Source organism: Akkermansia sp. GGCC_0220, from assembly GCF_017566105.1.
Lineage (GTDB): Bacteria > Verrucomicrobiota > Verrucomicrobiia > Verrucomicrobiales > Akkermansiaceae > Akkermansia > Akkermansia massiliensis.
Window position 1 is genome coordinate 26,154 of the sequence record NZ_JABFCI010000004.1, and the last position, 24,932, is coordinate 51,085.

The window sequence follows — 24,932 nt, forward strand, 5'->3', positions numbered from 1 at the left end:
GGCGCCGGAAGATTCCGGCGCCTTTTTATTCCCTGGGTATCACACCCCGGTAACGGCTATTCCACCCCGGCCTTACCCGTAAAAACCTTTGAGGGGGCCCAATCCGGCGATCTTGGACAATTTATTCACGGCCTTCTCGCAAAAAGCAATCCCCTGGTGAACGCCGGAGAGAAAGGTAAGCAAAGGCCTTTCCACCCTCTCCGCTCCAAGCTCTCCCAAAAAGAAGTCCGGATCCTTGTCATCAAATCCGGGGTGCCGTAAAAAGGGCTGCCTCCCGTCAAGATGGATGACTCCCTTCCCGGAATAAAGGCAATCCAGATGGTTCATGGCCGCAACAAGCGACCACAGCGTCTGGTCATGCGTATGGTCCGCAAAATTGTCACGGCAGCGGCTTTTTTCCTCCGGAGTCGGGGAAGACACCAGGCTGAACTGCCGGCATAGTTCCATCCATTCACGAAGAATCCGGACGCTTTCTTCCGATTTTTTCAGGAAACACGGAGTCGGCTGAATCAGGGGGCTATGCTCGAAATCCCTGATATCCAGATTCAATGCGTCAAAAACGCTCTGCTTGCACCATCTTGACAAATCTCCCGTGTAATAGGAGATATTCACTCCCGGCAGGATATCCTGCCCCTTCTCCTCCAGCCATTGGACAAGAGGCTGTACTGAATGGCGGAAAAGCGTTCCCGGCGGACGCCCCGCATCCGTGTAAAGCAAATAGTCCCCTTCCTGCAGGCTTTCCAGTTCCCTGAGCATGATGAAGGGTTTCCAGCACCAGTAACCAGCCCCATGCAAATGAGGGTCAAACCAGGGCACTTCGCGCCTGATGCCTGCGGACAGCAGACGGCCAAGATTCCAGAAAGACAATTCCACGGAAGGCTCCGCCAGCTTTAAACTTGTCATCCGCATCCACTGCCGCCAGCGGTAGCCGCGTGTCGCGAAAGAACAATAACGAATAGCCATGCGCGTTGATTCCGGGTAAACGCATGGCCGGGTAGAACATGGGCCATGCTTTCTGCACGCCCTTTCTAGCGAGTTGTTAATCCGCTTGTTTGGAGAAAATAAAAGAGGACCTGTAAAAATATAACCCTGAAAAAGTTGTCTGTTCAGGCCATCCTACGGGGATGATGGAAAATCTTTTTTATTACACGTCAAATATCTGGAATTCGTTCTCCGTTAAAATTTTCCATTGACAGCGGATTAACAATCCACAGCGTTGGCCGGATACTTGCCGATAAAAGTCTTTCTTATATTCCCGCGTCCGCGGGGGGCGCCCTTATGGCTGAAGCTCCGCGTCCAGCCTCTTGTCCAGGTCCATGGCGGCGCCGATGGCCGCATCCATGTTGTAATATTCCCACTCCGCAAAACGCCCCAGCAGGTAAATGCCCCTGGGTTCCAGGCGCTCCTTCAGCTCCCGGATCAGGGCGCGGCTGGACGCATCCTGCACGGGATAGGTATATTCCTCCCAGTGATGGGCCAGGTAGGAGGGGGAAAAGGGGATGAGCTTCAGCTGCGTCCTGATTTCCTCTTCCGTCATTTGCTCGGAAAACTCAATGGTGGCGGTGGTAATGTCTCCGTTATTGTTGTTCCTGGAAAAATTCCCCGTGCAGATGATGCGGTGGGAACGGTGGTCCGGGGAGGGCATGTAAATCCAGCTATAGCCGTTGGGGTCAATCCGGCACAGCACGGAGGTGGTGCCGTGGGAGCGCAATGCCGAAATCCGGGGAAGGAACGGACGGAGTTCATCCACGCCGGGAAAGCAGTCCGCAAGCTGCCTGGCATTCCCTGTAAAAACAACCCGGTCAAACAATTCTCCCTGCACGAGCCATTTTCCATCCTGCGCACGGATGTCCGCAGCCTCCGCCCGGTACCTGACCTTCAGGCCGCGCGCCAGCGTATCCGCCAGGAACTGGGAGCCGCCGCGCTTTGCATAAAAGAAGGAGCTGTGCACCATGGCGCTTTCGTTGACGCGACCAATGTTATTCAACAGGATTTCCGCCACGGTCGGCATGGGAAGCTTGTCTTCCAGCCAGTCCATGGCGATTCCGTTGATGTCCTGCCGCCACACCTTGTTGTTGTAGGGCGTGAAATAAAGGTCGTTCAGGGTCTTCCCGAAACGGTTCCGGAAAAATTCTCCCAGGGAACTGGGTTCCGCAGGGGGATTCCTGTAAAGCTCCAGCAGTTCATGGACAATGGAGGAACGGACGGCCTCCGGAAACTGGTCGAGATGGTTCTCAATGGGATAATCCACCACAGCCCCGCCCTCCAGGGAAATGACGGCACGGCGGCGGGCGGAAACAAAATCACGCTCCCTGTCAAACCGGGACCAGAACCAGTCCAATACCTCCTGCTGCCGGGAATTGAACACATGACCGCCTACCAGGTGGTACAAATTGCCCTGCACCTCCGCGCACTTGACCAGGCCGCCGGGGCGGCTGTCCTTCTCGTAAACCACCACCTCATGCCCCTTTTTCAAGAGCATTCCGGCCATGGACAATCCGGAAACTCCGGCTCCGATCACAGCATATTTCATCATGGAATAAAGAAAATCAATGGATTAAAGACCACGCGCACCGAATTTGGACAATTTCACGGGATGGAGGTACAGGTATTCCTGCGGAAAGGAGGCAAGCAATTTGCCCAGGTCTCCGCCGGAAGAGGACACCAGCCCGTCAATGACGGCGTTCATGGCCTCAAAATGTTCCGGATCCTGCGGGAACCAGACGTTTCCGGACTTGTACGGCGTGTCTTCCAGCGTAGCCAGCCGCGTTCCGGGAAGGAGCTGCAAGGCTGTGGGAATAGCAAGCTCCACAAACATGTTCCATGCGGAAAATACCTCAAGGATGCGACAAAAATCGTCAAACTTCCCTTTCGGAATGCACACGATGTCCGAATAACCGAAGACGACGGGATAGGAATACCGGTACTTTTTGATCCGGTGCTTCCAGTGGTTCAGCAGATGCCAGATTCTGCCCTTCAGCACCTTCCAGTTGGCATGGATGCCGCCGCCGGGATTCCACTTGGGCAGGAACATGCGCACGCGGGACAGCTCGTCATGCTGCATGAGGTTCCTGGATTTCAAAATCTGACGGGCTTCCCCGTACGGCGGAACATTCTTGTTGACGCTGTCCGCATCAATGCCGGCGGGAGCCGTGGAAAAACGGTGGGCCTCCACCGTTCCACGGTAGCACACCGGCAGGGAGACATCCACAAAACCATCCAGGTAGCACGTATCCTCCCCATGGATTCCCAGCAGGGACGGCGTGGAAAACTCGTCAAACCGGGGATTCAGGAGCAGGTCGTCTCCGATGATGAGAATATAATCGCCATCCAGCTTCCTGATTCTTTCCCGGGCCTGTAAAATATAATTATAAAACTGGAATGAATTGCCGAATACGGAACATACGTCCGGAGCGTCCCCCCTGTAATAGGGCATTAATTGAAGCAGCCCGGAAAAACGCCTTGAATAAATCTCCCTGATTACCGGAATGTTGCGGTCATACTGGTGGTTGAACAACACAACGAGAGCCGTTTTCCGGGAAGAAGTATCCATGGTACGTTTGATGTAGGGGAGCAACCCGCGCCCTTCAACGGAAGGCATTGGAAAAACATGGATTGCACCCTGGGAGCATGCGCCATTAAAACGGCTTCATGAATACATTACGGATTTGAAATCCGGGGTCAAGCCTGCACATTTGAAAGAAAAACATTTTCGGAAAATTCCGTTTGCCAATACTCCGGCATCGACAGAAGCCGTTCTTGACGTAAATAAGCTTTCTTTTCATTTCAAAAAAGCCGGGAGGGTATAACACAAAAAATGGCGCAGGCAGGAACGGGAACGGCGCGACGGTGATGAACGGCGAAGCTGCGGCTCCGGCTCCCGGGAACGGAAGATTCCGGCATCTCGTGGCTGAAACCCCTTCCGGAGCATGGCGTAAGCTCTTGCTTGCATAACCGTCTCTGCGCTCCGGAGGGAATGTCCATCAGGCCCGGGAGGCCCTGGCTCCCAGGCGACACGCACCCGTGAAAAAGAACTGATGGAGCGTTGATTCAGGATCTGCGCCCACCATCCCGGAGCATAACTTTTCCGGACTGCAGAGTCTCACCGGATTTCAAACCCGCCCGTGAAACAGGGCTGTTTTAAGCCTGCAAGCAAGCCGCATGATACCAGCAGGAAACAAGCCGGTGCTACTTTAATTTTCCCGAATTCCTCCCTGCGTTCCGGAACCGGCTTCTTCTTTTCTCCGGCAGTGGTGTGTTCAAGGGGAAACGTTGAGTTGGAATACTGGCTGATATAACAGGAAAGCAAAACATGAAGCTCACTCCGGAAGAATATTTCTTTCATTCCCTCCATCCAGGGCGCGGAGCCAAAACCCCATTCTGCGCCGGAAACGGACTTCATTTTCCCGCTCCTTCAACAATGGCCGATGCCGGAAAGCATTTTCTCCCCTCTTATCTTTTTACGGAAAAAACAGTGGGCACACCTGCATTCCCTCTCCTGCTCCGCCGCGCAAATGGAAAAAGCCGTTCCACCGGGAAAGCTTCCCGATGAAACGGCCGGAAAACGGAGCCCCCGCCGGATCAATACCTGTAAAAGTCCGGCTTGTACGGACCTTCCACCGGAACGCCGATGTAGTCCGCCTGTTCCGGACGCAGGACGGTAAGCTTGCAGCCGATCTTGCCGAGGTGCAGGCGCGCCACCTCCTCATCCAGCACCTTGGGGAGCACTTCCACGCCCGCGGGGCGGTTTTCACGGGTATTCCACAGTTCCAGCTGCGCCAGAACCTGGTTGGCGAAGCTGTTGGACATCACGAAGCTGGGGTGCCCCGTGGCGCAGCCCAGGTTGACCAGGCGGCCTTCCGCCAGCAGGTACAGGCTGTTGCCGGACGGGAACGTGTAACGGTCCACCTGAGGCTTGATGTTGAGGTGTTTGATGCCGGGATAGGTCTGGAGCTTGTGCACCTGGATTTCATTGTCGAAGTGGCCGATATTGCACACAATGGCCTGGTCCTTCATCTTTTCCATGTGCTCAATGCGGATGATGCCGCAGTTCCCCGTGGTGGTTACGTAAATGTCCGCCCAGCCCAGCGTGTCCTCCACCGTCAGCACGCGGTAGCCTTCCATGGCGGCCTGGAGCGCGCAGATGGGGTCTATTTCCGTCACGACCACCTGGGCGCCCATGCCGCGCAGGGACTGGGCGCAGCCCTTGCCCACGTCCCCGTAGCCGCAGACCACGGCCACCTTACCGGCGATCATGACGTCCGTGGCGCGCTTGATGCCGTCCACCAGGGACTCGCGGCAGCCGTACAGGTTGTCAAACTTGGACTTGGTCACGGAATCGTTCACGTTGATGGCCGGAATCAGCAGGCGGCCCGCGGCCTGCATCTGGTACAGGCGGTGCACGCCGGTGGTCGTTTCCTCGGAAACGCCCTTCAGCTCGGGCAGCCAGCGGTGGAAAATGCCCGGAGTTTCCGCGGCAATCTTTTTCAGGAGGTCCTTGATGACTTCCTCCTCTTCCGATTCGGACGGAGTGTCCACCCAGCCGGAACCTTCCTCCATTTCATACCCGCGGTGGATGAGCAGGGTAGCGTCTCCGCCGTCGTCCACAATCAATTGCGGTCCCAGGCCGTCCGGAAAGTTCATGGCCTTCCAGGTGCAGTCCCAGTAATCCCGGAGCGTTTCCCCCTTCCAGGCGAACACGGGCGTGCCGGATTTGGCAATGGCGGCGGCGGCGTGGTCCTGGGTGGAGAAAATGTTGCAGCTCGCCCAGCGGACGGAGGCTCCCAGGGCCGTCAGCGTTTCAATCAGCACGGCCGTCTGCACCGTCATATGCAGGGAGCCCATGATGCGCACGCCCTCCAGGGGCCTGGCGGCCGCGTACTTTTCACGCACGGCCATCAGGCCGGGCATTTCATGTTCCGCAATGTCCAGTTCCTTGCGTCCGAAATCCGCCAGGCTGATATCGCGCACCTTGTATTGTTCCGTTTCTGAAAACATGTCTGTAACGTTGTCGTTGGATTAATGAAGAAGTTGTTTCAGGGAGGCCAGGCGAGCTTCGTCCAGTTGTTCCCACGGCAGTTCCGGATTGGTGAAATGCCCGTAATGCGTCGTCTTGCGGTAGATGGGCTGCAGCAGGTCGAGCTGTTCCACCATGTCCGCGGGCTTGAAGGAGAAAATGCCTTCCAGCGCACTTTCAATGGCTTTTTCCTCCACCTTTCCGGTGCCGAAGGTATCCACCCGGATGGAAACGGGAGTGGGGTAGCCGATGGCGTAGGCCACCTGCAATTCACACTTGTCCGCCAGCCCGGCGGCTACGATGTGCTTGGCGACCCAGCGGCACATGTATGCCGCGGAACGGTCCACCTTGGACGGGTCCTTCCCGGAGAAGGCGCCGCCGCCGTGGCGGCCCATGCCGCCGTACGTATCCACAATGATCTTGCGGCCCGTCAGGCCGGAATCCCCGTGGGGGCCGCCCACCACGAATTTCCCCGTGGGATTGATGAAGTACTCCGTCCTGTCATCCAGCAGTTCCGCAGGAAGCACGGTCTTAATGAGTCTGACGCAGTAATTGTAAATCGTATCATGGTCCACTTCCTCCGTGTGCTGGGTGGAGATAACCACGTTCTCAATATGCACGGGGCGTCCGGCCTCATCATAGGCCACGGCCACCTGGGACTTGCAATCCGGTCGCAGCCAGTCCACATGCCCGCGCTTGCGGCGCTTGGCCAGTTCCATGAGCAGCTTGTGGGCGAACACGATGGGGGCCGGCAGCAGCTCCGGCGTCTCGTTCGTCGCGAAGCCGAACATGATGCCCTGGTCCCCGGCGCCCTGCTCCGCGTGGCCCTTGCCCTCCGCTTCCCGCGCGTCCACGCCCTGGGCGATGTCCGGAGACTGTTCCGTGAGCAGGTTCGTGAAAAAGACGGTATCCGCATGGAACACGTCGTCGTCCTGCCGGTTGCAGTACCCGATCTCCCGGATGGCCTGGCGGGCGATCTTTTCCGGATTGATTACCGCCTTGGTCGTCAGCTCTCCGGCGATGATGACCATGTTGCTCTTCACCAAAGTTTCGCACGCGACGCGGCTAGTTTTGTCTTGAGCCAGGCAGGCGTCTAAAATAGAGTCGGAAATGTAGTCGGCCACCTTGTCCGGATGGCCTTCTCCAACGGATTCCGACGTGAAGATGTGAGGGTTGTTTTTACTCATATCGATAAATCTCGATGCGTTGATATATTATTCCACCATGAAGTCAATCCTAAAAACGCTCAAACTCCTGACGGACCCCACCCGCCTGCGCATCATCAACGTTCTGAATGAAGAATCCCTGAGCGTTGCGGAGCTTCAGGAAATCCTGGGCATGGGGCAGAGCCGCATCTCCACGCAACTGGCCCAGCTCCGGCAGGAAGGAGTGGTGGAAGACACACGCTCCGGGAAAAACGTTTTTTACACCCTTTCCCTGGCCAACGACCTGCACAACGTAGCCTTGAAAGCCTGTGAGGAACTGCCGGAGGCGGAAACGGATAAAAAAGCCCTCCAGGTCATCCTGGACAAGCGCAAGAACCGCACGCAGGCTTACTTTGACGAAGTGGTGTGCCGGCTGGGGAAAAACTACGCGCCGGGCCGCTCCTGGAAGGCGCTGGCCGGAGCCCTGCTCCGCATCCTGAACTATGACGTGGTGGCGGACCTGGGCGCCGGGGAAGGCTTCGTCTCCCAGCTCATCTCCCCCAGCGCCAAGCAGGTGATCGCCGTGGACAACTCCCCCAGCATGGTGGAACTGGGGCAGGAACTGGCGCGCAAGCACGGGCTGGATAATCTGGAATACCGCCTGGGCGACATCGAAACGCCGCCCATTGATCCCGGCACGGTGGACCTGGCCCTGCTCAGCCAGGCCCTGCACCATGCGCAAAAGCCGGTCAAGGCCCTGGAAGCCGCGTGGACCATCCTGAAACCGGGCGGCTGCCTGGTGGTGCTGGACCTGCTCCAGCACGGGCAGGAGGAGGCGCGGGATCTGTACGCGGACCGCTGGCTGGGCTTCACGCCCGCCGCGCTGGAAAGCATGCTCAAGGAAGCCGGATTCCGGAACATCCATACGGACATTGTGGACAGGGAACCGGAACCGCCCCATTTCCAGACCCTGATGGCCGCTGCCTGGAAACCGTAACCGTCTGCGCCCACTCCTTTTTCCGACCGTTTTTTTAGACAAAATTCTGCCGGGCAGCCGCTCACCTATTGTGAGCATTAAATCCGCATTAATCATTTCAGGCGCCATCCTCGCTGCCGCCCTGGGCATTTACTGGATAGCCGCCCCGAGGGAAGCCTGTCCCGAGGAACTGTACCGGCAATACATGCAGCTTTCCCCCTTTGAGCAATTTGACCAGAAGGAGAAACTGTTGAAAAAAGCGGCGCAGGCTGGCTGCATTCCCGCCATGCGCCAAATGGCGGATCATAACTTCATCTCCAAAAACGATCTCAAAGCCGAGGAATACAATTACTGGATCAAAAAAGCGGCGGACCATGGAAGCCCGCAGGCCCAGTATGAAGCTTTCACGGAATGCATTTCCGAAAACCCTTCCGAGGTCCTCGCTTATCTGATACAGGCGGACAGGCAGTCTTACGCACCCGCCTCCCTGGAACTGGGACGGCTGTATGCCTGCGGAGACGAAGAATACGGCATCATGCGGGATGAACGGAAAGCCATGGAGTTTTACCAAAAAGCCGCCGCGCTGAATAACCCGGAGGCCCTTTACCTGCTCTACCTGATGGGAAAACTGGAAATTCCGTCCAGGGAGGAGGCGGAACGGCACCCGGACGCCTATGCCCGCTATCTTCAACAGGCACAGCGGCAGAAAGCGTTCCCGATCATGCCTGCCGCCATGGACGGAGAGGTCCCCGCGAACCGTCAATCCAGGGAGCGTATCAGGGAAGTTTTAAAAACCTACCTGCCGCAAAACCCGAAAGCTGTTGAATGGATTCAACAAAACTACAGGTGAAAAACAGGCCATGCCTCATTCCCTGTCCTCCGGAGCCCTTTCCGCAGGAAAGGGGCGTTTGCCGGATTGGAGGGCCTCCCGCACTTCCCGGACAATGTCCATCATCTGCTCCGGAGACAGCTCCTCTTTACCTTCCACCTCTTCATCCACCAGCGCTTTCATTTCCTCCAGAAGATGCTCCGGCTCCAGACGGTAATTGAGCAATACCCGGAAAAGCTCCCTTCCGGCCTCCTGCAAGGGAACGGAGGGAAAATCCCGCACGCTCTTCAAATCTTTTTCTTCAAAGGAATTCAGAAGCTTTGCATAATTGCGGAACGCGCGTTTGAATTCCTCCGGGCAGCCGGCCATATCCACCGCGGCAAGGTACCGCCGGAAGGAAATTTCCGCCTTCAGGTGAAGGGCGGCTTCCCCCGTGGACTCCGCCAGCCAGGTTTCCTTCTGCTTCAGATGCACGAGCAGAAGGGCCTTCCGCATGGCTTCCCGCTGTTTGCCCTTGGGCCCCTTCTTCAATTTAACCAGGTCCAGGTCCAGCTCCGCGGCATCGGGACTCGCCACATCCTGGGCCGGAGACACTCCGAGAGCCGCCGCCATCAGAACAAACGGCAGCCACTTCCTCATGCATTCCCGGATATGGACCATTGCGGTCAGCAATTACATGAAAAGAGCCGCAAAAGCAATCCAAATCCAGCGTTTCCCGGAGGAGAGGGCCATCCGCACCCGGAGAACCGCCAGAGCGCGGGTCATGCCATCCGGGGAGATTGACGGACAGGCGGCTGTATGAGAAAAAGCGGTCTATGCTATTCGCAGTAGTGATTTTCCTTTCCGTGGTCGTGCTCGGCGTCATTGCCGCGTTGCGCTTCACCAAGGGCGTCATTCCGCTGCGTACCTACGAATCGCGGGAATTGCCGGGATTTCCGGGTCCGGCGGGGCTGATTCACCGCCTGGACGGCGCGGAAAAACGCCAGCGGAAACTGGCGGAGGCCCGTTTTCCCGGCGTGGATGAAAACGGGCTCATCAGCCTTCCCCCCGCCTGGGAGGGCAAGGTGACTGCGGGACGCCTGGCCTGCGTGGCCCACACCTGGGCCATGAGCAGCCTGGTCCGGGAAGACCCTGCTGCGGCCAAAGCCCGCAAAACCGCCGCAGCCCGCGCCATGATGATTCCCTTCTTCACAGCCCTCATCCTGCTGGGGATGCTGGCCACCGGGCTGTTGAAGTTCCAGATTGCGCTGGCTATCGGGCTGGCCTGCTGGGCCTTCTTCACCTTCTCCGCCCTTCCCACCCAGTTCCGTGAATGGAAGGCGGCGGAAATAGCCAAATCCGGGCTGAAGGAAGCCGGATTGTGGCCCCTGCTGCCCTCAGACGCCATGGCCGTGGAACAATGCCTGAAAGCATTGTCATGGTGCAATGTGGCGGGCTTCCGGCGCATTCTTCCCAGATAGGGGATGCGCCGTGACGGAGGCGCGCATTTTTCCGGTTAATCCGGCTTTTGAGAGAAAAAAACTTGAAACGGGAGTGCGGGTAACCCACTCTTCCACCGTCGTCAAAATTTACTCTCTTCTGCATGAACGAGTCCGCCAACCCTATCATCAAGTACTTTTCCGAGTTCAAAATCCTAAAAACCGTATCCAAAGATTTCTGGCTCACCAACGTCGTACAGTTCTTCGACGGCATGGCCTACTTCTCCCTGATTACGGTTTTTGTCCTCTACCTGACGGATTACTGCAGTTTCAACGATGCGGACGCGGCCCTGTGGGTGGGGCTGTATACCCTGTTCATCTCCGCCTTCGTCTTTGCGGTGGGTTCCATCTGCGACATCATCGGCATACGGCGCACGTACCTGATCGGCTTCATCATCCTCATCGCCGGGCGTCTCATCATGGGATTCGGGCCGGATCTGAGCCCAACCGTGGACTCCGGGAGGCTGGTGGTCATGACAGGGATTCTGATCATGTCCTTCGGCACGGCGTTCATGTCCCCCGTCATCCAGACCTCCATCCGGCGCTTCGCCCCGCTGAATGCGCGCGCCACGGGGTTCAATATTTATTATCTGCTGATGAACATCGCCGCCGTGATCGCGAACGTATTCCTGATTGAATTCTTCCGCAAGCACTTCGGCGCTGTGGACGGCGGCTACTGGATCATCAACTTCGGCACGCTGATGGTGCTGCTGGGCTGCATCACCACCCGCTTCATTGACGAAAACAACTACGCGGAACCCAGTGAAAAGGAGGCCAACCTGAAAGCGCCCCTCCGCCGGCCCCTGCAGCTTTTCCGGGAAGTGTGGAAGGAATCCGCCTTCCGCAAGCTCATCCTCTTCCTGGTGCTGACCATGGGCGTGCGCATCGTCTTCACGCTGCAATTCCTGGTCATGCCCAAATACTACGTGCGCACCCTGTATGATGACTTTGCCATCGGCTCCATCAATGCCATCAACCCGGCCATCATCGTCTCCGGCCTCATCCTGCTCATTCCGGTGCTGGGACGCTTCTCCACCGTCAGCCTCATGATCGTGGGCATGTCCATTTCCGCTTTCTCCCTTGTCTTCATGGCCATTCCCATTGAATGGTACTATGTGGTGCCCGGCATTGAAACGCGCTCCCAGGCGTATCTGGTAGCCATTGTGACGCAGATTCTGGTGTTCGCGTTCGGGGAACTGCTGTTCTCCCCCCGTTTCTCGGAATATGTGGCCCGTGTGGCCCCCAAGGACAAGGTGGCCTCCTACATGTCCCTGGCGGCATTGCCCATGTTCATTGCCAAGCCCATCAACGGCATCATCGGCGGCCTGCTGGTCGCCTACCTCTGCTACGACGGCATCTGCGCCAAGATGGATACCGGGCACATCGGCTTCTGGGATTCACCCGAATTCATGTGGACCATTTACCTGGCCATGGCCGTCATCAGCCCCATCGCCATCATCATGACCCGCAAGACCATCACCTCCGACCATCCGGAGGAAGACGCGGACTCCCCGCCCATTGCGGCCATTGAGACGGAAATGGACCCCGCCGTCACGGCGGAAGAACTCACGGAAGCCAACTCCTAACCTCTCAAGACGATGAACCAGCACACGCGCAACATCATTGTGGACTCCCTCATCCTGGTGGCTTTCAGTTCCATTCTGGGCGGGATCAGCCTGGTGGTTTCCAAATCCTTCTCCGGAGACCCCAATCCGGCCCTGGACCTCATCACCGTGATGAAAAAGGCGGAGGCCAAGGAAGTCAATGCCTCCTCTGAACAGGAGGAACAGGAAGCCAGGGTCAAGGGAATGAAGGAGTTCGACCAAACCTTGGAAGAAGGGGAACAACTGGCGGCGAAGGAAGGAAAAGCCTTCGTCAACATGACGGACCCCCACGGCAGAACGCCCGTCATGTGGGTGTGCTACGCCAACTACAACAACATTGAAACCACGCTGAAGCTGGAAGCCAAGCGTGCGCCCTACCTGGGACGCCTGCTGGAAGACCCCCGCGTGGAAATCGACCAGAAGGACAAGGACGGATGGACCGCTCTGCACTGGGCTTCCTGGAGCGGGCTGGACCGCTTGTCCGACATGCTGATTGAAAAGAAGGCGGACATCAACAACCGGGAGGGCAACGGCTTTACGCCGCTGATGCTGGCGGCCATGCGCGGCAACTTCCAGGTGGCGGCCCTGCTGCTGGAAAAAGGGGCGGACATGAATGCCGTCAACAAATTCGGCAAGAACGCCCTTCAACTGGCGGAGGAAGGGGCCCTGGCCTACCAATCCAGCTTTGACCTGACCAAGACGGAAGTTTCCAAGGCCCCGGTGAACACCTTTGCACAGGCTTATGAAAAAGCCGTTGCGGCCCTCTCGCCTGAACACGCCCCCGAATTCATGGAAGCCATGAGCAAGGCCGTAGGGCGCCAGTCCTTTGTAGAAACGGAGTACGTGCTCCAGCTCATTACGCGCTCCCTGATCTCAAGAAATCTGCTCACGGAAGAACATGCCGGAAAATTCAAGGAGGAAATCACCGGAGCCGTAGCGGAAAACTCCCAGATCATTGACGTCCGCGGCGTAGCCTTTGAACACACCGTGGACCTGCTCCGCAAAGCGGCCGGGAAATAACCGGTTTAGAAAAAGGAAGGGATCCTTACCCACACAGACAACTGGCTTCATAAAAAACTTCCTTCCAGCTTTCCAGAGACGCGGACAAGCCACCCAAGGCAGAGCCTCGTTCCCGTGCAGCTCCGGCCATGTCTTCCCGGCAGCGCGGTTCCCATGCCATTTTAGAGGCATAGGCAATGAAATCGGCTGCGTTCTCACAGAGCCAGCCCGTTTTTCCATGTTCAATCATTTGTTCCCAACCTCCTCTCTTGTCCACGATCAGGACGCTTCCGCTCGCCATCGCTTCAAAACCAATGCGAGGCCAGTTTTCAACGGTATCCGTCGGCTGCAAGACGACATGGCAGCTTCTGTAAAAATCCTGCTGGCTTAAATCCTGTTCATCAAGATAGGTTTGAACCCATTCGGGAGGAGGGCCGGTCTTGCTCCGGCTGCGCCTGTCGTATCCTAAAAAACAGGCTTTTTTAGCCACGGGAGAAGAAAAACTTTCATAAATGCGCCACGTATCAACCGCGAATTTTTCCGGCTCCTGGCGCGAGATATGTCCGGCACAAAAGAAATCGGAAGGCCGGTGATCCACGAAAGGAAACAATGAACTGTCAAAATAGGGGACAAAAGTTCGAAATTGAATGCGCGGGTTCGGGTTCAGCCTCCTTAGTTGCGGAACAAGAGTATTCAGGACTTTTTCATTCTGATAAAGAAAGCAGTCAACAAGCCCGTGCCGCATGGCTTCCTTTTCTTCCGGATAAAGCCATGCCATGCAATTCACATAAATGACATATTGCGCCCGCTGCCGGATGGCGGCAAGATTGCGCAGAAAATCACGATTGCAAAAGCTGATGACAAGAGAAGAGGAGGGAATGGAGGCCCAGTCATTGAGCGCGTGAAGAGTGCACCCATGAGCAAGGTATTTCTGATCAAACTCGACAGGATGTGTAGGTATGATGTGAAGCGGCAAGGAACACTGTTGCCAAAGCTTGATTTGATGAAAAAGCTCGCTTCCCGCTCCCCCGTAAAGGGACGGCATCCCGATTATGGACAAGGCAGGGAATGGTAAAAAATTCACTGTCAGAAAATTCCAGTCAAATGATGGAACCTGCTTTTAAACGAATATTCATTTTTCCTTAGAATGCTCCATGAGAGATTCAATCATCGCATAGATATCCCCCGCCTGGGGGATGTTCAGCAATCCATTCATTTTACCTGTTTCATCTGTCTCATAGGCATTGACCTTTCCCTTGCCGAATAGTTTATCCAAACAGGCATTGACATGTGTTCGGCGTGAAATATAGACGCTTCCCAGCAATTCATTATGCATCTGTAAGGAGACGTATGGTTCATCTTTCCAAAAAAATTGGTGTAAATCTCTTCCCTCTGCCAGAAAAACACGTTTGGAAGTAACAAAATAATCCGTCCTTGAAAGTCTTTTTCTCCACCGGGCCGGAGAAAAAACCAGCAAACACCCCACCGAAAAAAAGACAAGAAACATAAGGATGAGCCCCCAGAAAATGAAAGAGAATCCAGACTGGGAAACAATCTTGAAAAGCATGGATGCCACCCATACAGAGGCCAGAATGAACGGCACACCTATCATGAGTTCTATACGAGTCTGCCTGTTAAAAGCATAGGGAATGGGGGCCGTCACCGCCAGGATTTCCTCATTGGGTTCCATTTCCTTCACTACCTTCCTGTAATGGGCATCAAACAGAATGGAATGATTACCCTGTTCCTCATCCCGCACATTCAGAGGCGCAGTGGGCGTAGAGAGTTTTGCCCCATCTTCTTCTTCAACCACTTTCTCCTTACCCAGACCAGGTTCAAACCATTCCATCATGAAATGGCTGATGGAATAAGGCTGAATAGAAAAGATAAAAACCAGAATGAAAAGGATGATGCAGGATAGATAGGACGGAAAGAACAGAGACGCATCCAAGTCCACTTTTCCCCACCCCTGCAAGGCGCCCTGAGACAGGACATTGGCCATCCACAACATACCGTAAATAATATGCGGCAGAATGAGAATAATGATACTTGTTATCCGGACGAGCTTGTTTAAGCCTCTTATATACTTTTCGCGGTTTTGCTCCGGAACATTTTTATCCTTCACCTGCTGGAAAAGGGCCAGAAAAATGCCCGGCCATGCGCACAGCCAATACCAGGCTTCATTGATAATGAAAAATACAAGAATCTGGAAAAGCAAAGCTGCTCCCCAGTTTTCGGAAAGGGTGTTTGCCTGCGCAAACGCGCAGGCAAACACGGCCAAAGATACGATATAAATAATGGCTGTACGAACCACTTTTTTATTCATGAATGTTTTGCATTAGATTCCCGGTGGGATGGGAAGCGGGAAGAAGGTTGGCAATGTCACCGTGAAATTGTCCACTTTTGCAATTTCCTGTTTAAGGGAAAATTCCACTTCAGCCATCAGAACCAGTACCCGTGCCGTACCCGCAATAGAGAATGAAATAGGCCCGGTCAAATTGCAACCCAATAATCCACAAGATATCCTGGGCGTCCATTCCGCGCTCAGCCTTCCGCCAAGGGCAAAACCAACTCCTATCTTGATTGATTTCTTGAGGACAAGCCCCCACAGCCCTTTTAGACGAATGGATCCACGGACGTAAGCCTCTCCCCCAATTTCCACCCCCAACGATCCAATGATGGCAAAATTTCCTTCTGCGGACGGAGAATCATTGGGACATGTAGTATAGGTAAATTGAAGAGAAGTCTCTGCCGAAAGCTGTCCATAAATTCTTACTCCGCCCCACATTCTCGCTTGCAACGTGCCGGAAAAAGGACCGAAATCCTTGCTGACGCTTGCGAAGAAGGAGTAAGTTGCCATTTCAGCAGTAAACATGACTGACAAAGCCGCCTTGCCGGAAAGAGAATATCCTTTGGAATTATCCGCACACTTGATGCAGCACGCCTCATACTCAGTGGAGATGCCATAATCCAGGAAGACAATGAGCGCGCCTCCGAGACCAGTTTTAATCGGGCGTCCTATGGCAGGATTCTGTTTCTGCAGGCAGGCAAGTCCCAGGGAATCATACATGGAAGCTGGATTGGAATCCGCATAAACGTATAAATTCGGAGAAGCTTCCTCCCCAAGCATGTCACGGCCAATCCAGCGGCCATCTGCAGGATTGTAATGGCGATAGTTATAATATATCATTCCCAGTTCGTCATCTGCATATTCGCTGGACCAGCGGAACTTGAACTCTCCAGCCAGATCTCCTTCCGTACGGGTAATATTGCCATAGGGGGAATATTCATAAAGAGCGCGCCGCCCACGAGCCTGCCCGAACAGGGCTGAAACATTTTTAGTCTGGTCATGTGTCGGATAGATCGGCTCGCTTCCGCGCACCCACAAGAGGATACGTGTAGCCGTCGGTTCCGAGGGATCCCATACGTATTGGTTTACAACAGACTTGTTCGCTTCAAGGAGGTTAAGCTCCGCGATTTGCACATGGCCGCGATAAATGTAAAAGGCGTGGTATGTCACTGCATTTTCCACCGTTACCTTTTTCATCACCCGGCGTCCCATGTAATCATAGCCACATTCAACCACTGTGGAAGCGGTGTCATCAGAGAAACGCACAGGGCGGTTTTCGGCATTATACGATACAGTCCAGATTCCGGTACTTGTCTGCACAAGGGTCTGATTGCCCGCGGCGTCATAGACAGGAGCGAAAACGGAATTCCCCGACCTGGTAATGGCAGTATATTGGTTAAGGTTATTGGCGCCGTATTCCACTTCTTCGGCCAATTCCATCGCTGTCTTGCGATTGCCGATGTTGTCATAGTCAAACGTATAAGCGCCAGCCCCGGTTCCGGTTACGGAATCCTGAATGAGTTCACTGTGATCATTGTAGGAGAACGCATGGACGGTACCGGGGGCCGGCGTGTTCCACGTATCCTTTTTTTGCGTGGGACGCCCCAGAATATCGTAACTGTATTCATGCCTGGCGGCCGAATTTGCGCTGTTGGGCCTCCAATAGTCAATCTTGCTCAACAGGTCGCGGCTTGTCTCATAGGAATGCTTGCGAACGATGCCGTTAGCATAGGCAAGCTCTCTAAGCAGGCCACTGGAGGAATCATACGTCCAGCCGAAAGGAGAAGAAACGCCATTTACTCCATGGACGTTCAGACTGGAAATTCTCCCCCGGGGATCATACCCGATTTGCGTGGAAATGACTTCCTCTTCTCCCCTCAAGAGGGAATAACCTGTGGAACGTCCCAATACATCAAATTTTTCTTCCACCGTGATACCGATTCCGCCCACCTCGACTCTCTCACTTTCATTTTCTCCGTACTGGTTATATGTCAAGGTTCGGGTGCCGGATTCATCAGTTACCCGGGAGAGCAATCCGAGATAGTTGTAGGCGAATTCCTTAGATGGTGTCCCGTCCGAATACTCAATGGAAACAATATCCCCGGTCAGGGGAGCATATGCGCGCGTGGTCACAATCCCTCTGGCGTCCGTGCTTTCAACCAGCCGGTTCTGTCCATCGTACGAAACTCGTTCCACGGAGCCGTCCGGATAGTTTTTTTGAATCTGAAGCCCCGTGGCTTCATGATACAGCCAGGAAGTAGTGTCGCCATCCGTCCTGTCGCTGGGATCGTCGAGTTCCGATTCTCCCCGCGACCTGTATGTTGTCATGGAGGTCAGCAGATTGGCATCATTATAACTGTAGCAAACCGGCTGGATGGCAGTCCCGTATTCTGCAACTTTGCGACCGCGAATGTCAAATTTATAGCAGGCAACCAATCCCGACCCGGTCTCCACCCGGACAGGATCATCACCATGGGAACCATATTGAGCCACGACGAAACTGCCGTCGGCATTCGCCTCTTCAATGGTTCTTCCGGCAATATCCGCTTTCATGGTAGCCGTATTGCCCCGCGGGTCCGTATCCGTATATACGATTCCGGAGCTTGTATAAGACCGGGCGAACGATCTTGCCAACCCTGAAAAATCAGTTTGACTGACAATAAAACCGTCCACTTCCAAGGAGGTTGACGCAACATCCGATGCAGGATTGCTCACAGTTGTCAACCTGCCTGCCATAGTCTGATGGTAGGAAACTTCCTCTATGTTTGTTTCTCCGCGTGCATCAGTGCTGATGCGCTTGGCTGCCACGGTATTGCTCAACTGGCTGAGAAGCTCTTTCCGGGAACTGGTAAGCCTGTCTCCCGCCTCGGTAAAACGGGAACTGACCGTTACCTGATACACACCATCGGATTCCAAGGCAAAGGATGTCGTCATTTCCTGCACACGATTGGCAAGGGGATCATCTGGATGAAGTTCATCAAGTACCAGGACTTGCCTGATAACATGGCTCATGGAATCATATGTATAGACAGTGGGAGCCTCCATGCCCGTCCGCTTGCGGGAGAGCTGTCCAAGAGCATTGTATTCACTGATCTCCTCCAAAACTTCTCCCTCCCGGGTGGTAGGTTTAATGCGTGAAACCGGCTGCCCGAACCCGTTGGTCACTTCCTGCTGAAGCATGGTAATGCCGTCGGAAAGCCAGGTAGTATGGACAACACCGCTGCTTGAAGCTTCATAGCCATGATACAGGGTACGCTGACCGGAACCTGTTTCCTCCTTGACACGGTTGTCCGGAAGACGACGGGAAATGTAGGTTGCCCCGCCTGGAACTGTCCTGGTTGTGGTCAGCCCGTCACTGCTGTAGGCATATGTGGTAACACGGCCCAAAACATCCGTTTCACTGGAAACACGTCCAAGAATATCATAACTGCGGGCGGAGGTCGTTTCCATGGCGCCCACACGGGTAGTCGAGCGAGTAATGCGGCCTTCACCATCCTTTTCATATTCCACAATGGTTTCCGGAGTGGTGGGAGTTTCACTGCGGGTTGTTTCAATCAAGACACGGGCCGAATCATAGGCGTAATCCGTACGCACGCCATCTTCATCTACTTCCCACAGGGGATCCCCGGTGCACATCAGAGCGCGGCTGAAACTGCGCCCATTATCCCGGGTGCGCGTAATCCATCGGTTTTGCTCATCAAAAGTATAGGAAACGCCCTCCAGTTGTTCCCAGGTATTGTCCGGAAGCAGAGCATACAATTCCTCCCGTACGGTATTGCCTTCCGCTGAAACAAAGCTCACGCTGCGAGTGGACTGACCCGGAACCAATTCCCCCTGTACCTTTGTCTCCTTGGTCACGGAATAAAGAGCCCCATGCAGCATGGCGGCGGCATAATCGTACCACGTCTGTATCCCATTGGCCGCTTGTTCCATACGCGTACGGCCACGGGCAAAAGCGTTTTCCGCCGTCGCCAGCCACTTTTCAACGGCAGTGATTTGCGTATGGGGACTTCCCAAGGCGCGGGTGCGTGTCTCCACCCGTTTAATATTATTTTCGTAGGTATAAGTATATGTCTCCTTGCTGAGTTCCACCAGCACGCCCGAAGCAGGGCTGATATTACGTGTAATGGAGGCAAGATCCGCATTATAATTATCTTCATCGGAATGAGCGTATTCATAATGAGTTACAAGAACAGCATCTTCCCCCCACGGCTCCGTCTTGCGTTCCAGGCGTCCTGTAGCGTCGTAAGTAAAGGCATGGACGCTTCCATCCGGATTGGTCTGCCTGCTCAGACGTCCTGCCCCGTTATATTCATAAGCGGTGGTTTGGGCCTCATCAAAACCGTAACCGTCTACACGGGTCAACAATAGCTCTCCGACAGGGGCCGTCTGATACACTTCACAAACGCGTGAAGCCACTGCGCCGCCCTTGGAAACTTCAGTCACGAGTTGCCAGACGGCCAGATTGCCGGAAGCGGTGGGTTCCAATTCAGTACGGGTACGTTGCGTAACAATGGCATCCGCTCCGCTGCCCTTCGACAAACTCCAGGCTTGGTTGCTGCACGACCAAGTACAGACATAATCCTGCCGCTGGGGAGTGCGTTCAATGATGACAAATTCCGAAGAATTCCACTCCATTTCAAAACTCTTGAAGGGAACCGCACCTTCTTCCACCGTATACAGCCCGGTTTGAGGGTCAATGCCCGTTACTTGGAAAGGCATATAAAAGGCAACCTTGTATCCGGTAGAAGTGATGTTTTCAATATTCATCAGTCCATCCCAGTAATTCCATATCTGGCGTAGGGAATGATCCGAGGGATTCCGCTTGATGGAAAAATAATCGCTGACATTGCTGAGAATAGCCTTATTAGGACTGGTATAGGAATAAAGTTCCCCCGCAGCCGCTGTAAAAAGATACGTAGAACCGTCTACCGGCATCCAGCGCAAATAAGAGGTTCCGTCTATGGACATGAGCGTAGCTCTGCCGCCGCCCGACGTATCCACGCCAACAGGGTGTACGGAGCCATCCGTATAACAGCGCATGGCAATAACGCGAGCTCCCTGCACCAGCTCAAAGCGGGCTCCAGGAACGATGCCACCTTCCGGAACATTCAGCCGGCTCGTCAGAGGATGGCTGAACTGCAAAGCAGCTGGACCAGCCAAAGCAGAAGAAAACTCCTTGGCATGAATCTGCAGTTTTCCGGGAGGCAGGTCTCCAATACCTCGGAACGTTCCCATTCGGCACGACCAAAGCATATCCCACCCTGTAGCCGTAGCAACTACTCCGCTGCCGGCGCCGGAAGAATCAAAAGGCGACAAAGTCACGGCATTGCTGCGAGACGAAAAAGAAGAGGATTCGGGCGGCACGCCTCCAGGGGGATCGCCCGGTTCATTTTCTCCACAGCCGCACTCTTCTTCACATTTCTCACCACCGGGTTCCAATTCAACCACACTGATGGAATAATTACATACAGCCTGGTTCCAATTCGGGTCCGGCATATCAATGTTGGTATGCTGAACGGAAAGAGTATGGGAACCGGAAGAAACAGTACAGGAACCGGAACCGGTCCACAGCTGGTGGCCGCCATGTTTTCCGCCATCTTCAACGCCTGAGGTCAAGTCCACTACTTTCTTACCGTCAACGGAGGCTGTTCCCCAATCATCAACAGTAAGGCTGATCGAACAAAGGGCTTGAATAGGCTCCTGCTCCGCAGCTTCATTTTCCTTAAAAGGCACTTCAAAGCTATGGGAAAACGTGAAACTATCAGATGAACTGCTGGGCGGTCCCTGAGATTTGCCGTCCGAATGTTCATCAATCTTTTCACCTTGTTGGTGTGGTTTTCCTTCGGAAAGCCTGCGGACTGCAGGCTCTGATTTGGAATCAAACCATTTTTTATAAGGAGGAATAGGATTTTTTCTCATAAATTTATTATTGTTTTTTAATTTTTTATGATATTCCTATAAATTTCATAAATTATAGGGATGCCACTGGATCCTATCCTTAGAATTTTCCTTAAGTAGTCAACGGGTCTTTTATGTTAATCTTCAATTCTAAAACGTTTTATAATAAATTCTTATAAAATATATAAAAACATAAAATACCGCTGCTAACATGATCCTACGATGCCATGGTTCCGACATCCGCCACTTTGCTCTTGACGCTTTCACGGCTCCTTTCTAGGATTCGCGGCATACCATGGTTAGAGCATTGCGCAACGGCATCATGCTGCTCACCCTTCTGCTGGTCATTGTAGGCGGAACGGGCATGGTTTCCGTATGCCCCTGCCATCAGGAGGTCTTCCTCTTTTCCTGCTCCTGCCATCACGATGCCGCACCCTGCGGATGCCGTGGGGACCACGGTCCCGGCAGCAGCACTTCCAGCCCGCTGGCCGGGCACCTCTGCGAACACCAGCGTCTGGAGATTGACGACCTGACGCTGCCCGTTCTTCATGCGCCGCTTCCCCAGCCCTGCATTATCTGGCAGACCTTCCCGGATTTCCATCATCTGGCACAGTCTCTTCTTTTAACAAGCCAAACATCGGATTCCGCAATACCCGCCCCCCCTGACCCCTTCAGGGACGACGGCCCGATACATGAAGGCTTTCAACTTCCCCTGCTGATTTAACGGCCCTTTTTCAGAAACGTCCCAGGGACGTTTCCGGCTGAACGCTGCTTGTTGATTGCGTCCGGCCTTATTTGTTTCCGCGGAATTATTTGCCGCATTGTCCAAACCTGATTGGACCGAACTATTTCTATTCTCTTTTTCATCATGAAATCCATACCATTTTTCGCTGGGCTAGGCCTGACCGCCTTCCTCAGTTCATGCAGCGTCTATCACAGCGCACCCATCGACCTGAATGCGGAGGAAGCCTCCTGGAAAGAAGCATCCCGCGTGGACACACACATCTCCGTTACCCGGAACCAGGCACGCCAGATCGGCCTGGTCATGAATCCGGATCTGAACAAGGCACGCCTGAAACTGGCTTCCAGCAATGAAGCAGCCAAACAATCGGGCTGGTGGAACGATCCGTCCTTTTCCTGGGATATTGAACAAGTCCTCCAGGAAAATACGCTCAACATGTCCGGCAGCCTGGGCTTCACCATTCCCGTGACGGGTCTTCCCGCCCTGGAAAAAAAGGTGGCGGAGCAGTACAAGGAGGCGGACTTCTGGACCCTCCGCCAGGCGGAACTGGATTTTCTCAGTTCCCTGGACCAGGCCTGGAGCAAGCTGGCCGTTACCCAGCGCCGCAAGGCAGTCATCCGGGAACGCCTGGATGCGGTGCGGCAGGAAAACGGCGTGATTGAAAAACTCATTGGCGCAGGGGAAGTGGAATTTTCCTCCCGCCAAGTGGCTTCCCAGCGCATGAACGACGCCATCCGGGAACTCCAGACTGTGACGGAAACGGAACTGGAGCAGAAGATGGAGCTGGTCAGGCTGATGGGGCTGCATCCCTCCGCGGCACGGAAGCTCGGCTTCCTGACGGGACAGGGCTTCCAACTGCCCGCCGCCGTGCCGGCGCCCGGCCCCGCCGCCCTGGCCTCAGCCCCGAAAATCAAGGCCCAACTGGCAACCTACGCCACCACGGAAACCCTGTTCAAGACGGAGATCCGCCGGCAGTACCCGGAACTGGAGCTCGGGCCCTCCTTCACCCGTGACGACGGGGAAAAGGAAGTGGGCGGAGAAATAGGGTTCAATCTTCCCCTCTGGAACCGCAACCGCAAGGCCATTGCGGAAGCGCGCGGCACACGGAACCTGTCCAGGCAGGAAACCATCCAGCTTTGGAAAACGGAGTTGTTCAACGCCCGACAGCTTGACGCCAGCCAGCAGATGGTGCTCCGCCACTGCCGGACGGAGCTTCAGCGCATGGAGTCCTTCGCCTCCTCCGTCCGGACCATGGAGAAACTGCACGGCATCGGGGAAGCCTCCCTGCTGGAGCTGGCGGAAAACCGCCACCAGCTTTATGAAAGCCGTCTGGCTTTCCTGGACAATCTGGACAAGCTGCTGGCCATTCAGGCCCAGCTGCGCTACCTCACCCACGCCAACCTTCAATCCAAATAAAAATCTTCATCATTTTAACGAACATGAAACGTCTCTATTTTTCCATCATCCTGGGCCTGGCTCCCGTTTTCAGCCTCAATCCCGCACGCGGAGAGCAGCCGGCACCTACGGAACACAAACACGAGGACGGCACCGCCTGCACGGCGGACCACGGCCATGAAGACCACCAGCACAAGGAAGGGGAAACCTGCGCCGAGGGCCACGCCCATGAGGAACACAAGCACGCGGACGGCTCCGTCTGCACAGGCGACCACGAGCCTGAGGGCCACCAGCATGCAGAGGGGGAAGCCTGCACGGGCGACCACGAACATGAAGAGACCGCGGAGAAAGGTTCCGGCCAGCCGGGGGACATGATTCCCGTGCATGTGGATGAAAAGGCGCGCCATTCCCTGGACATGCGCTTTGAAAAGGTGACGGAAGCCACTCACGGCGCGGAAAAGACCCTTCACGGCCAGATGGTTATTCCTCCCCATGCGGTAACGACGTACGCCCTTCCCGCCGCCGGGCGCGTCACCTTCAACGTCAAGTCCGCCCAGCAGGTACGCAAGGGGGAACTGCTGTACACGCTGGCCTCACCGGACATCGTGGAGATGGAAGGAAACGCCTCCCAGGCGCAGGCTGCCCTTGACCGCGCCGCGGCGGAACTCAATACCCTCAAGGAACGCCGGGCCCAACTGGAAAAAATCGGCACCCGTAACAGTGAATTGAACACCTCCATCCAGTTCAAGGAAGCGGAAATCCACAGCCTCCGGGCCGCTCTGGACGCCAGCAATAATAAACTGAAGCTGGTGACGGATTCCGGAGCTTTGAAAAACAACCTCCTTTACGTGTACGCCGCGGCGGACGGCTCCGTCCAGTCCGTGAACATGACCCAGGGTTCCTGGGGGGAACAGGGCGCGCCCGCCCTCGTCATGACCAACAAGGGGGAACTGGAATTCGCCACCACCATTTACGGGGCTGACCCCGTCCATTACGCGAAGGCCCAGCTGGCCCTGACCAGCGGAAAAAATACGGAAGTGCTGGACGGCACCCTGCGGGTGGCGGACCAGGTGGACCCCGCCACGCAGTCCCGTGCCCTGTACTTCGTTCCGGACCGCATGCCGGAAGGGACGCATGCCGGACAGCTTGCCCGGCTGGACCTGTATTCCCATGACGCCGCCACGGACGGCTTTATTCCCGTTCCCAACAGCGCCGTCGTCAAGGTGGGGGTGAACGACGTGGTCTTCATCAAGGCGGCGGACGATACCTTCGTCATGAAGAAGGTGGAAACACTGCCCGCACGGCAGGGAAAAACGCCCGTCAAGGGGTTGACGCCGGGACAAACCATCGTGACCAAAGGCGGCTATGAATTGAAATACATCCTGCCCACGGGAGACGCCGGCAGCAAGAAGGCGGCCGGGCATTTCCATGCGGACGGCCAGTTCCACGAAGGGGAACATTGATTTTCAGCTCAACGTGATTAGAGAACGGTTAATA

17 protein-coding genes are annotated in these 24,932 nt (G+C 55.1%); 8 read left to right on the plus strand and 9 right to left on the minus strand.

Annotation, left to right across the window (positions count from 1 at the left end; translation table 11 throughout):
* Nucleotides 1-72: 72 nt before the first annotated feature.
* From HJW02_RS04055 to metK, 5 genes are all read right to left on the minus strand, one after another.
* The gene (locus HJW02_RS04055) at nucleotides 73-963 is read right to left on the minus strand and encodes a hypothetical protein (protein ID WP_022395900.1); all 891 of its coding nucleotides are present in this window, start codon (nucleotides 961-963) and stop codon (nucleotides 73-75) included.
* Nucleotides 964-1,276: 313 nt separating this feature from the next.
* A complete protein-coding gene (locus HJW02_RS04060; protein ID WP_102721204.1) occupies nucleotides 1,277-2,536 on the minus strand; it encodes an FAD-dependent oxidoreductase in 1,260 nt (419 codons plus the stop codon).
* Between the two features lie 21 nt (nucleotides 2,537-2,557).
* The gene (locus HJW02_RS04065; protein ID WP_146018171.1) at nucleotides 2,558-3,553 is read right to left on the minus strand and encodes a hypothetical protein; all 996 of its coding nucleotides are present in this window, start codon (nucleotides 3,551-3,553) and stop codon (nucleotides 2,558-2,560) included.
* 1,028 nt (nucleotides 3,554-4,581) lie between these two features.
* Nucleotides 4,582-5,997, minus strand: a complete 1,416-nt coding sequence (gene ahcY / locus HJW02_RS04070; protein ID WP_102721202.1) for an adenosylhomocysteinase — start codon at nucleotides 5,995-5,997, stop codon at nucleotides 4,582-4,584.
* 21 nt (nucleotides 5,998-6,018) lie between these two features.
* Entirely contained in the window at nucleotides 6,019-7,203 is a 1,185-nt protein-coding gene (gene metK / locus HJW02_RS04075; RefSeq protein WP_102721201.1) for a methionine adenosyltransferase, read from the minus strand.
* A 37-nt stretch (nucleotides 7,204-7,240) separates the two neighbouring features.
* On the opposite strand from metK, the gene HJW02_RS04080 reads away from it, so the two are divergent.
* Together HJW02_RS04080 and HJW02_RS04085 are read left to right on the plus strand one after the other, a co-directional pair.
* Nucleotides 7,241-8,158 carry a metalloregulator ArsR/SmtB family transcription factor gene (locus tag HJW02_RS04080; RefSeq protein WP_102715996.1) on the plus strand — a complete coding sequence of 306 codons (918 nt, stop codon included), beginning with the start codon at nucleotides 7,241-7,243 and terminating at the stop codon, nucleotides 8,156-8,158.
* 70 nt (nucleotides 8,159-8,228) lie between these two features.
* The gene (locus HJW02_RS04085) at nucleotides 8,229-8,987 is read left to right on the plus strand and encodes a sel1 repeat family protein (protein ID WP_102721200.1); all 759 of its coding nucleotides are present in this window, start codon (nucleotides 8,229-8,231) and stop codon (nucleotides 8,985-8,987) included.
* Nucleotides 8,988-9,002: 15 nt separating this feature from the next.
* Here HJW02_RS04085 and HJW02_RS04090 read toward each other — a convergent pair whose 3' ends face one another.
* Nucleotides 9,003-9,605: a hypothetical protein gene (locus tag HJW02_RS04090; RefSeq protein ID WP_146018170.1), complete on the minus strand. Its 603-nt coding sequence runs from the start codon at nucleotides 9,603-9,605 to the stop codon at nucleotides 9,003-9,005.
* Nucleotides 9,606-9,796: 191 nt separating this feature from the next.
* Between HJW02_RS04090 and HJW02_RS04095 the strand changes: the two genes are divergently transcribed.
* The 3 genes from HJW02_RS04095 to HJW02_RS04105 all read left to right on the plus strand — a co-directional run bounded on the left by HJW02_RS04095 (nucleotide 9,797) and on the right by HJW02_RS04105 (nucleotide 13,068).
* Nucleotides 9,797-10,426, plus strand: a complete 630-nt coding sequence (locus HJW02_RS04095; RefSeq protein WP_102721198.1) for a hypothetical protein — start codon at nucleotides 9,797-9,799, stop codon at nucleotides 10,424-10,426.
* A 122-nt stretch (nucleotides 10,427-10,548) separates the two neighbouring features.
* Nucleotides 10,549-12,030: an MFS transporter gene (locus HJW02_RS04100; RefSeq protein WP_102721197.1), complete on the plus strand. Its 1,482-nt coding sequence runs from the start codon at nucleotides 10,549-10,551 to the stop codon at nucleotides 12,028-12,030.
* A gap of 12 nt (nucleotides 12,031-12,042) precedes the next feature.
* Nucleotides 12,043-13,068, plus strand: a complete 1,026-nt coding sequence (locus HJW02_RS04105) for an ankyrin repeat domain-containing protein (protein ID WP_102721196.1) — start codon at nucleotides 12,043-12,045, stop codon at nucleotides 13,066-13,068.
* Nucleotides 13,069-13,093: 25 nt separating this feature from the next.
* On the opposite strand, the gene HJW02_RS04110 is transcribed toward HJW02_RS04105, so the two are convergent.
* The 3 genes from HJW02_RS04110 to HJW02_RS04120 form a co-directional block, all read right to left on the minus strand.
* Nucleotides 13,094-14,107: a glycosyltransferase gene (locus HJW02_RS04110; protein WP_240454379.1), complete on the minus strand. Its 1,014-nt coding sequence runs from the start codon at nucleotides 14,105-14,107 to the stop codon at nucleotides 13,094-13,096.
* Between the two features lie 72 nt (nucleotides 14,108-14,179).
* On the minus strand, nucleotides 14,180-15,373 hold the full coding sequence (locus tag HJW02_RS04115) for a hypothetical protein (RefSeq protein ID WP_102721194.1): 1,194 nt from the start codon (nucleotides 15,371-15,373) through the stop codon (nucleotides 14,180-14,182).
* Nucleotides 15,374-15,385: 12 nt separating this feature from the next.
* Nucleotides 15,386-21,319, minus strand: a complete 5,934-nt coding sequence (locus HJW02_RS04120) for an RHS repeat-associated core domain-containing protein (RefSeq protein WP_102721193.1) — start codon at nucleotides 21,317-21,319, stop codon at nucleotides 15,386-15,388.
* A gap of 274 nt (nucleotides 21,320-21,593) precedes the next feature.
* Between HJW02_RS04120 and HJW02_RS04125 the strand changes: the two genes are divergently transcribed.
* The 3 genes from HJW02_RS04125 (at nucleotide 21,594) to HJW02_RS04135 (ending at nucleotide 24,898) form a co-directional block, all read left to right on the plus strand.
* Nucleotides 21,594-22,022 carry a hypothetical protein gene (locus tag HJW02_RS04125; RefSeq protein ID WP_022396928.1) on the plus strand — a complete coding sequence of 143 codons (429 nt, stop codon included), beginning with the start codon at nucleotides 21,594-21,596 and terminating at the stop codon, nucleotides 22,020-22,022.
* Between the two features lie 144 nt (nucleotides 22,023-22,166).
* Nucleotides 22,167-23,456 carry a TolC family protein gene (locus HJW02_RS04130; RefSeq protein ID WP_022396929.1) on the plus strand — a complete coding sequence of 430 codons (1,290 nt, stop codon included), beginning with the start codon at nucleotides 22,167-22,169 and terminating at the stop codon, nucleotides 23,454-23,456.
* 23 nt (nucleotides 23,457-23,479) lie between these two features.
* Nucleotides 23,480-24,898, plus strand: a complete 1,419-nt coding sequence (locus tag HJW02_RS04135; RefSeq protein WP_102721191.1) for a hypothetical protein — start codon at nucleotides 23,480-23,482, stop codon at nucleotides 24,896-24,898.
* Nucleotides 24,899-24,932: the final 34 nt, after the last annotated feature.

Bases quoted from the DNA above. Each gene is read 5' to 3' on its own strand.
- HJW02_RS04125 (WP_022396928.1), top strand. From the start codon at position 21,594: ATGGTTAGAGCATTGCGCAACGGCATCATGCTGCTCACCCTTCTGCTG.
- HJW02_RS04065 (WP_146018171.1), bottom strand. From the start codon at position 3,553: ATGGATACTTCTTCCCGGAAAACGGCTCTCGTTGTGTTGTTCAACCAC.
- HJW02_RS04120 (WP_102721193.1), bottom strand. From the start codon at position 21,319: ATGAGAAAAAATCCTATTCCTCCTTATAAAAAATGGTTTGATTCCAAA.
- HJW02_RS04105 (WP_102721196.1), top strand. From the start codon at position 12,043: ATGAACCAGCACACGCGCAACATCATTGTGGACTCCCTCATCCTGGTG.
- metK (WP_102721201.1), bottom strand. From the start codon at position 7,203: ATGAGTAAAAACAACCCTCACATCTTCACGTCGGAATCCGTTGGAGAA.
- HJW02_RS04100 (WP_102721197.1), top strand. From the start codon at position 10,549: ATGAACGAGTCCGCCAACCCTATCATCAAGTACTTTTCCGAGTTCAAA.
- HJW02_RS04115 (WP_102721194.1), bottom strand. From the start codon at position 15,373: ATGAATAAAAAAGTGGTTCGTACAGCCATTATTTATATCGTATCTTTG.
- HJW02_RS04060 (WP_102721204.1), bottom strand. From the start codon at position 2,536: ATGATGAAATATGCTGTGATCGGAGCCGGAGTTTCCGGATTGTCCATG.
- HJW02_RS04055 (WP_022395900.1), bottom strand. From the start codon at position 963: ATGGCTATTCGTTATTGTTCTTTCGCGACACGCGGCTACCGCTGGCGG.
- HJW02_RS04090 (WP_146018170.1), bottom strand. From the start codon at position 9,605: ATGAGGAAGTGGCTGCCGTTTGTTCTGATGGCGGCGGCTCTCGGAGTG.
- ahcY (WP_102721202.1), bottom strand. From the start codon at position 5,997: ATGTTTTCAGAAACGGAACAATACAAGGTGCGCGATATCAGCCTGGCG.
- HJW02_RS04130 (WP_022396929.1), top strand. From the start codon at position 22,167: ATGAAATCCATACCATTTTTCGCTGGGCTAGGCCTGACCGCCTTCCTC.
- HJW02_RS04135 (WP_102721191.1), top strand. From the start codon at position 23,480: ATGAAACGTCTCTATTTTTCCATCATCCTGGGCCTGGCTCCCGTTTTC.
- HJW02_RS04080 (WP_102715996.1), top strand. From the start codon at position 7,241: ATGAAGTCAATCCTAAAAACGCTCAAACTCCTGACGGACCCCACCCGC.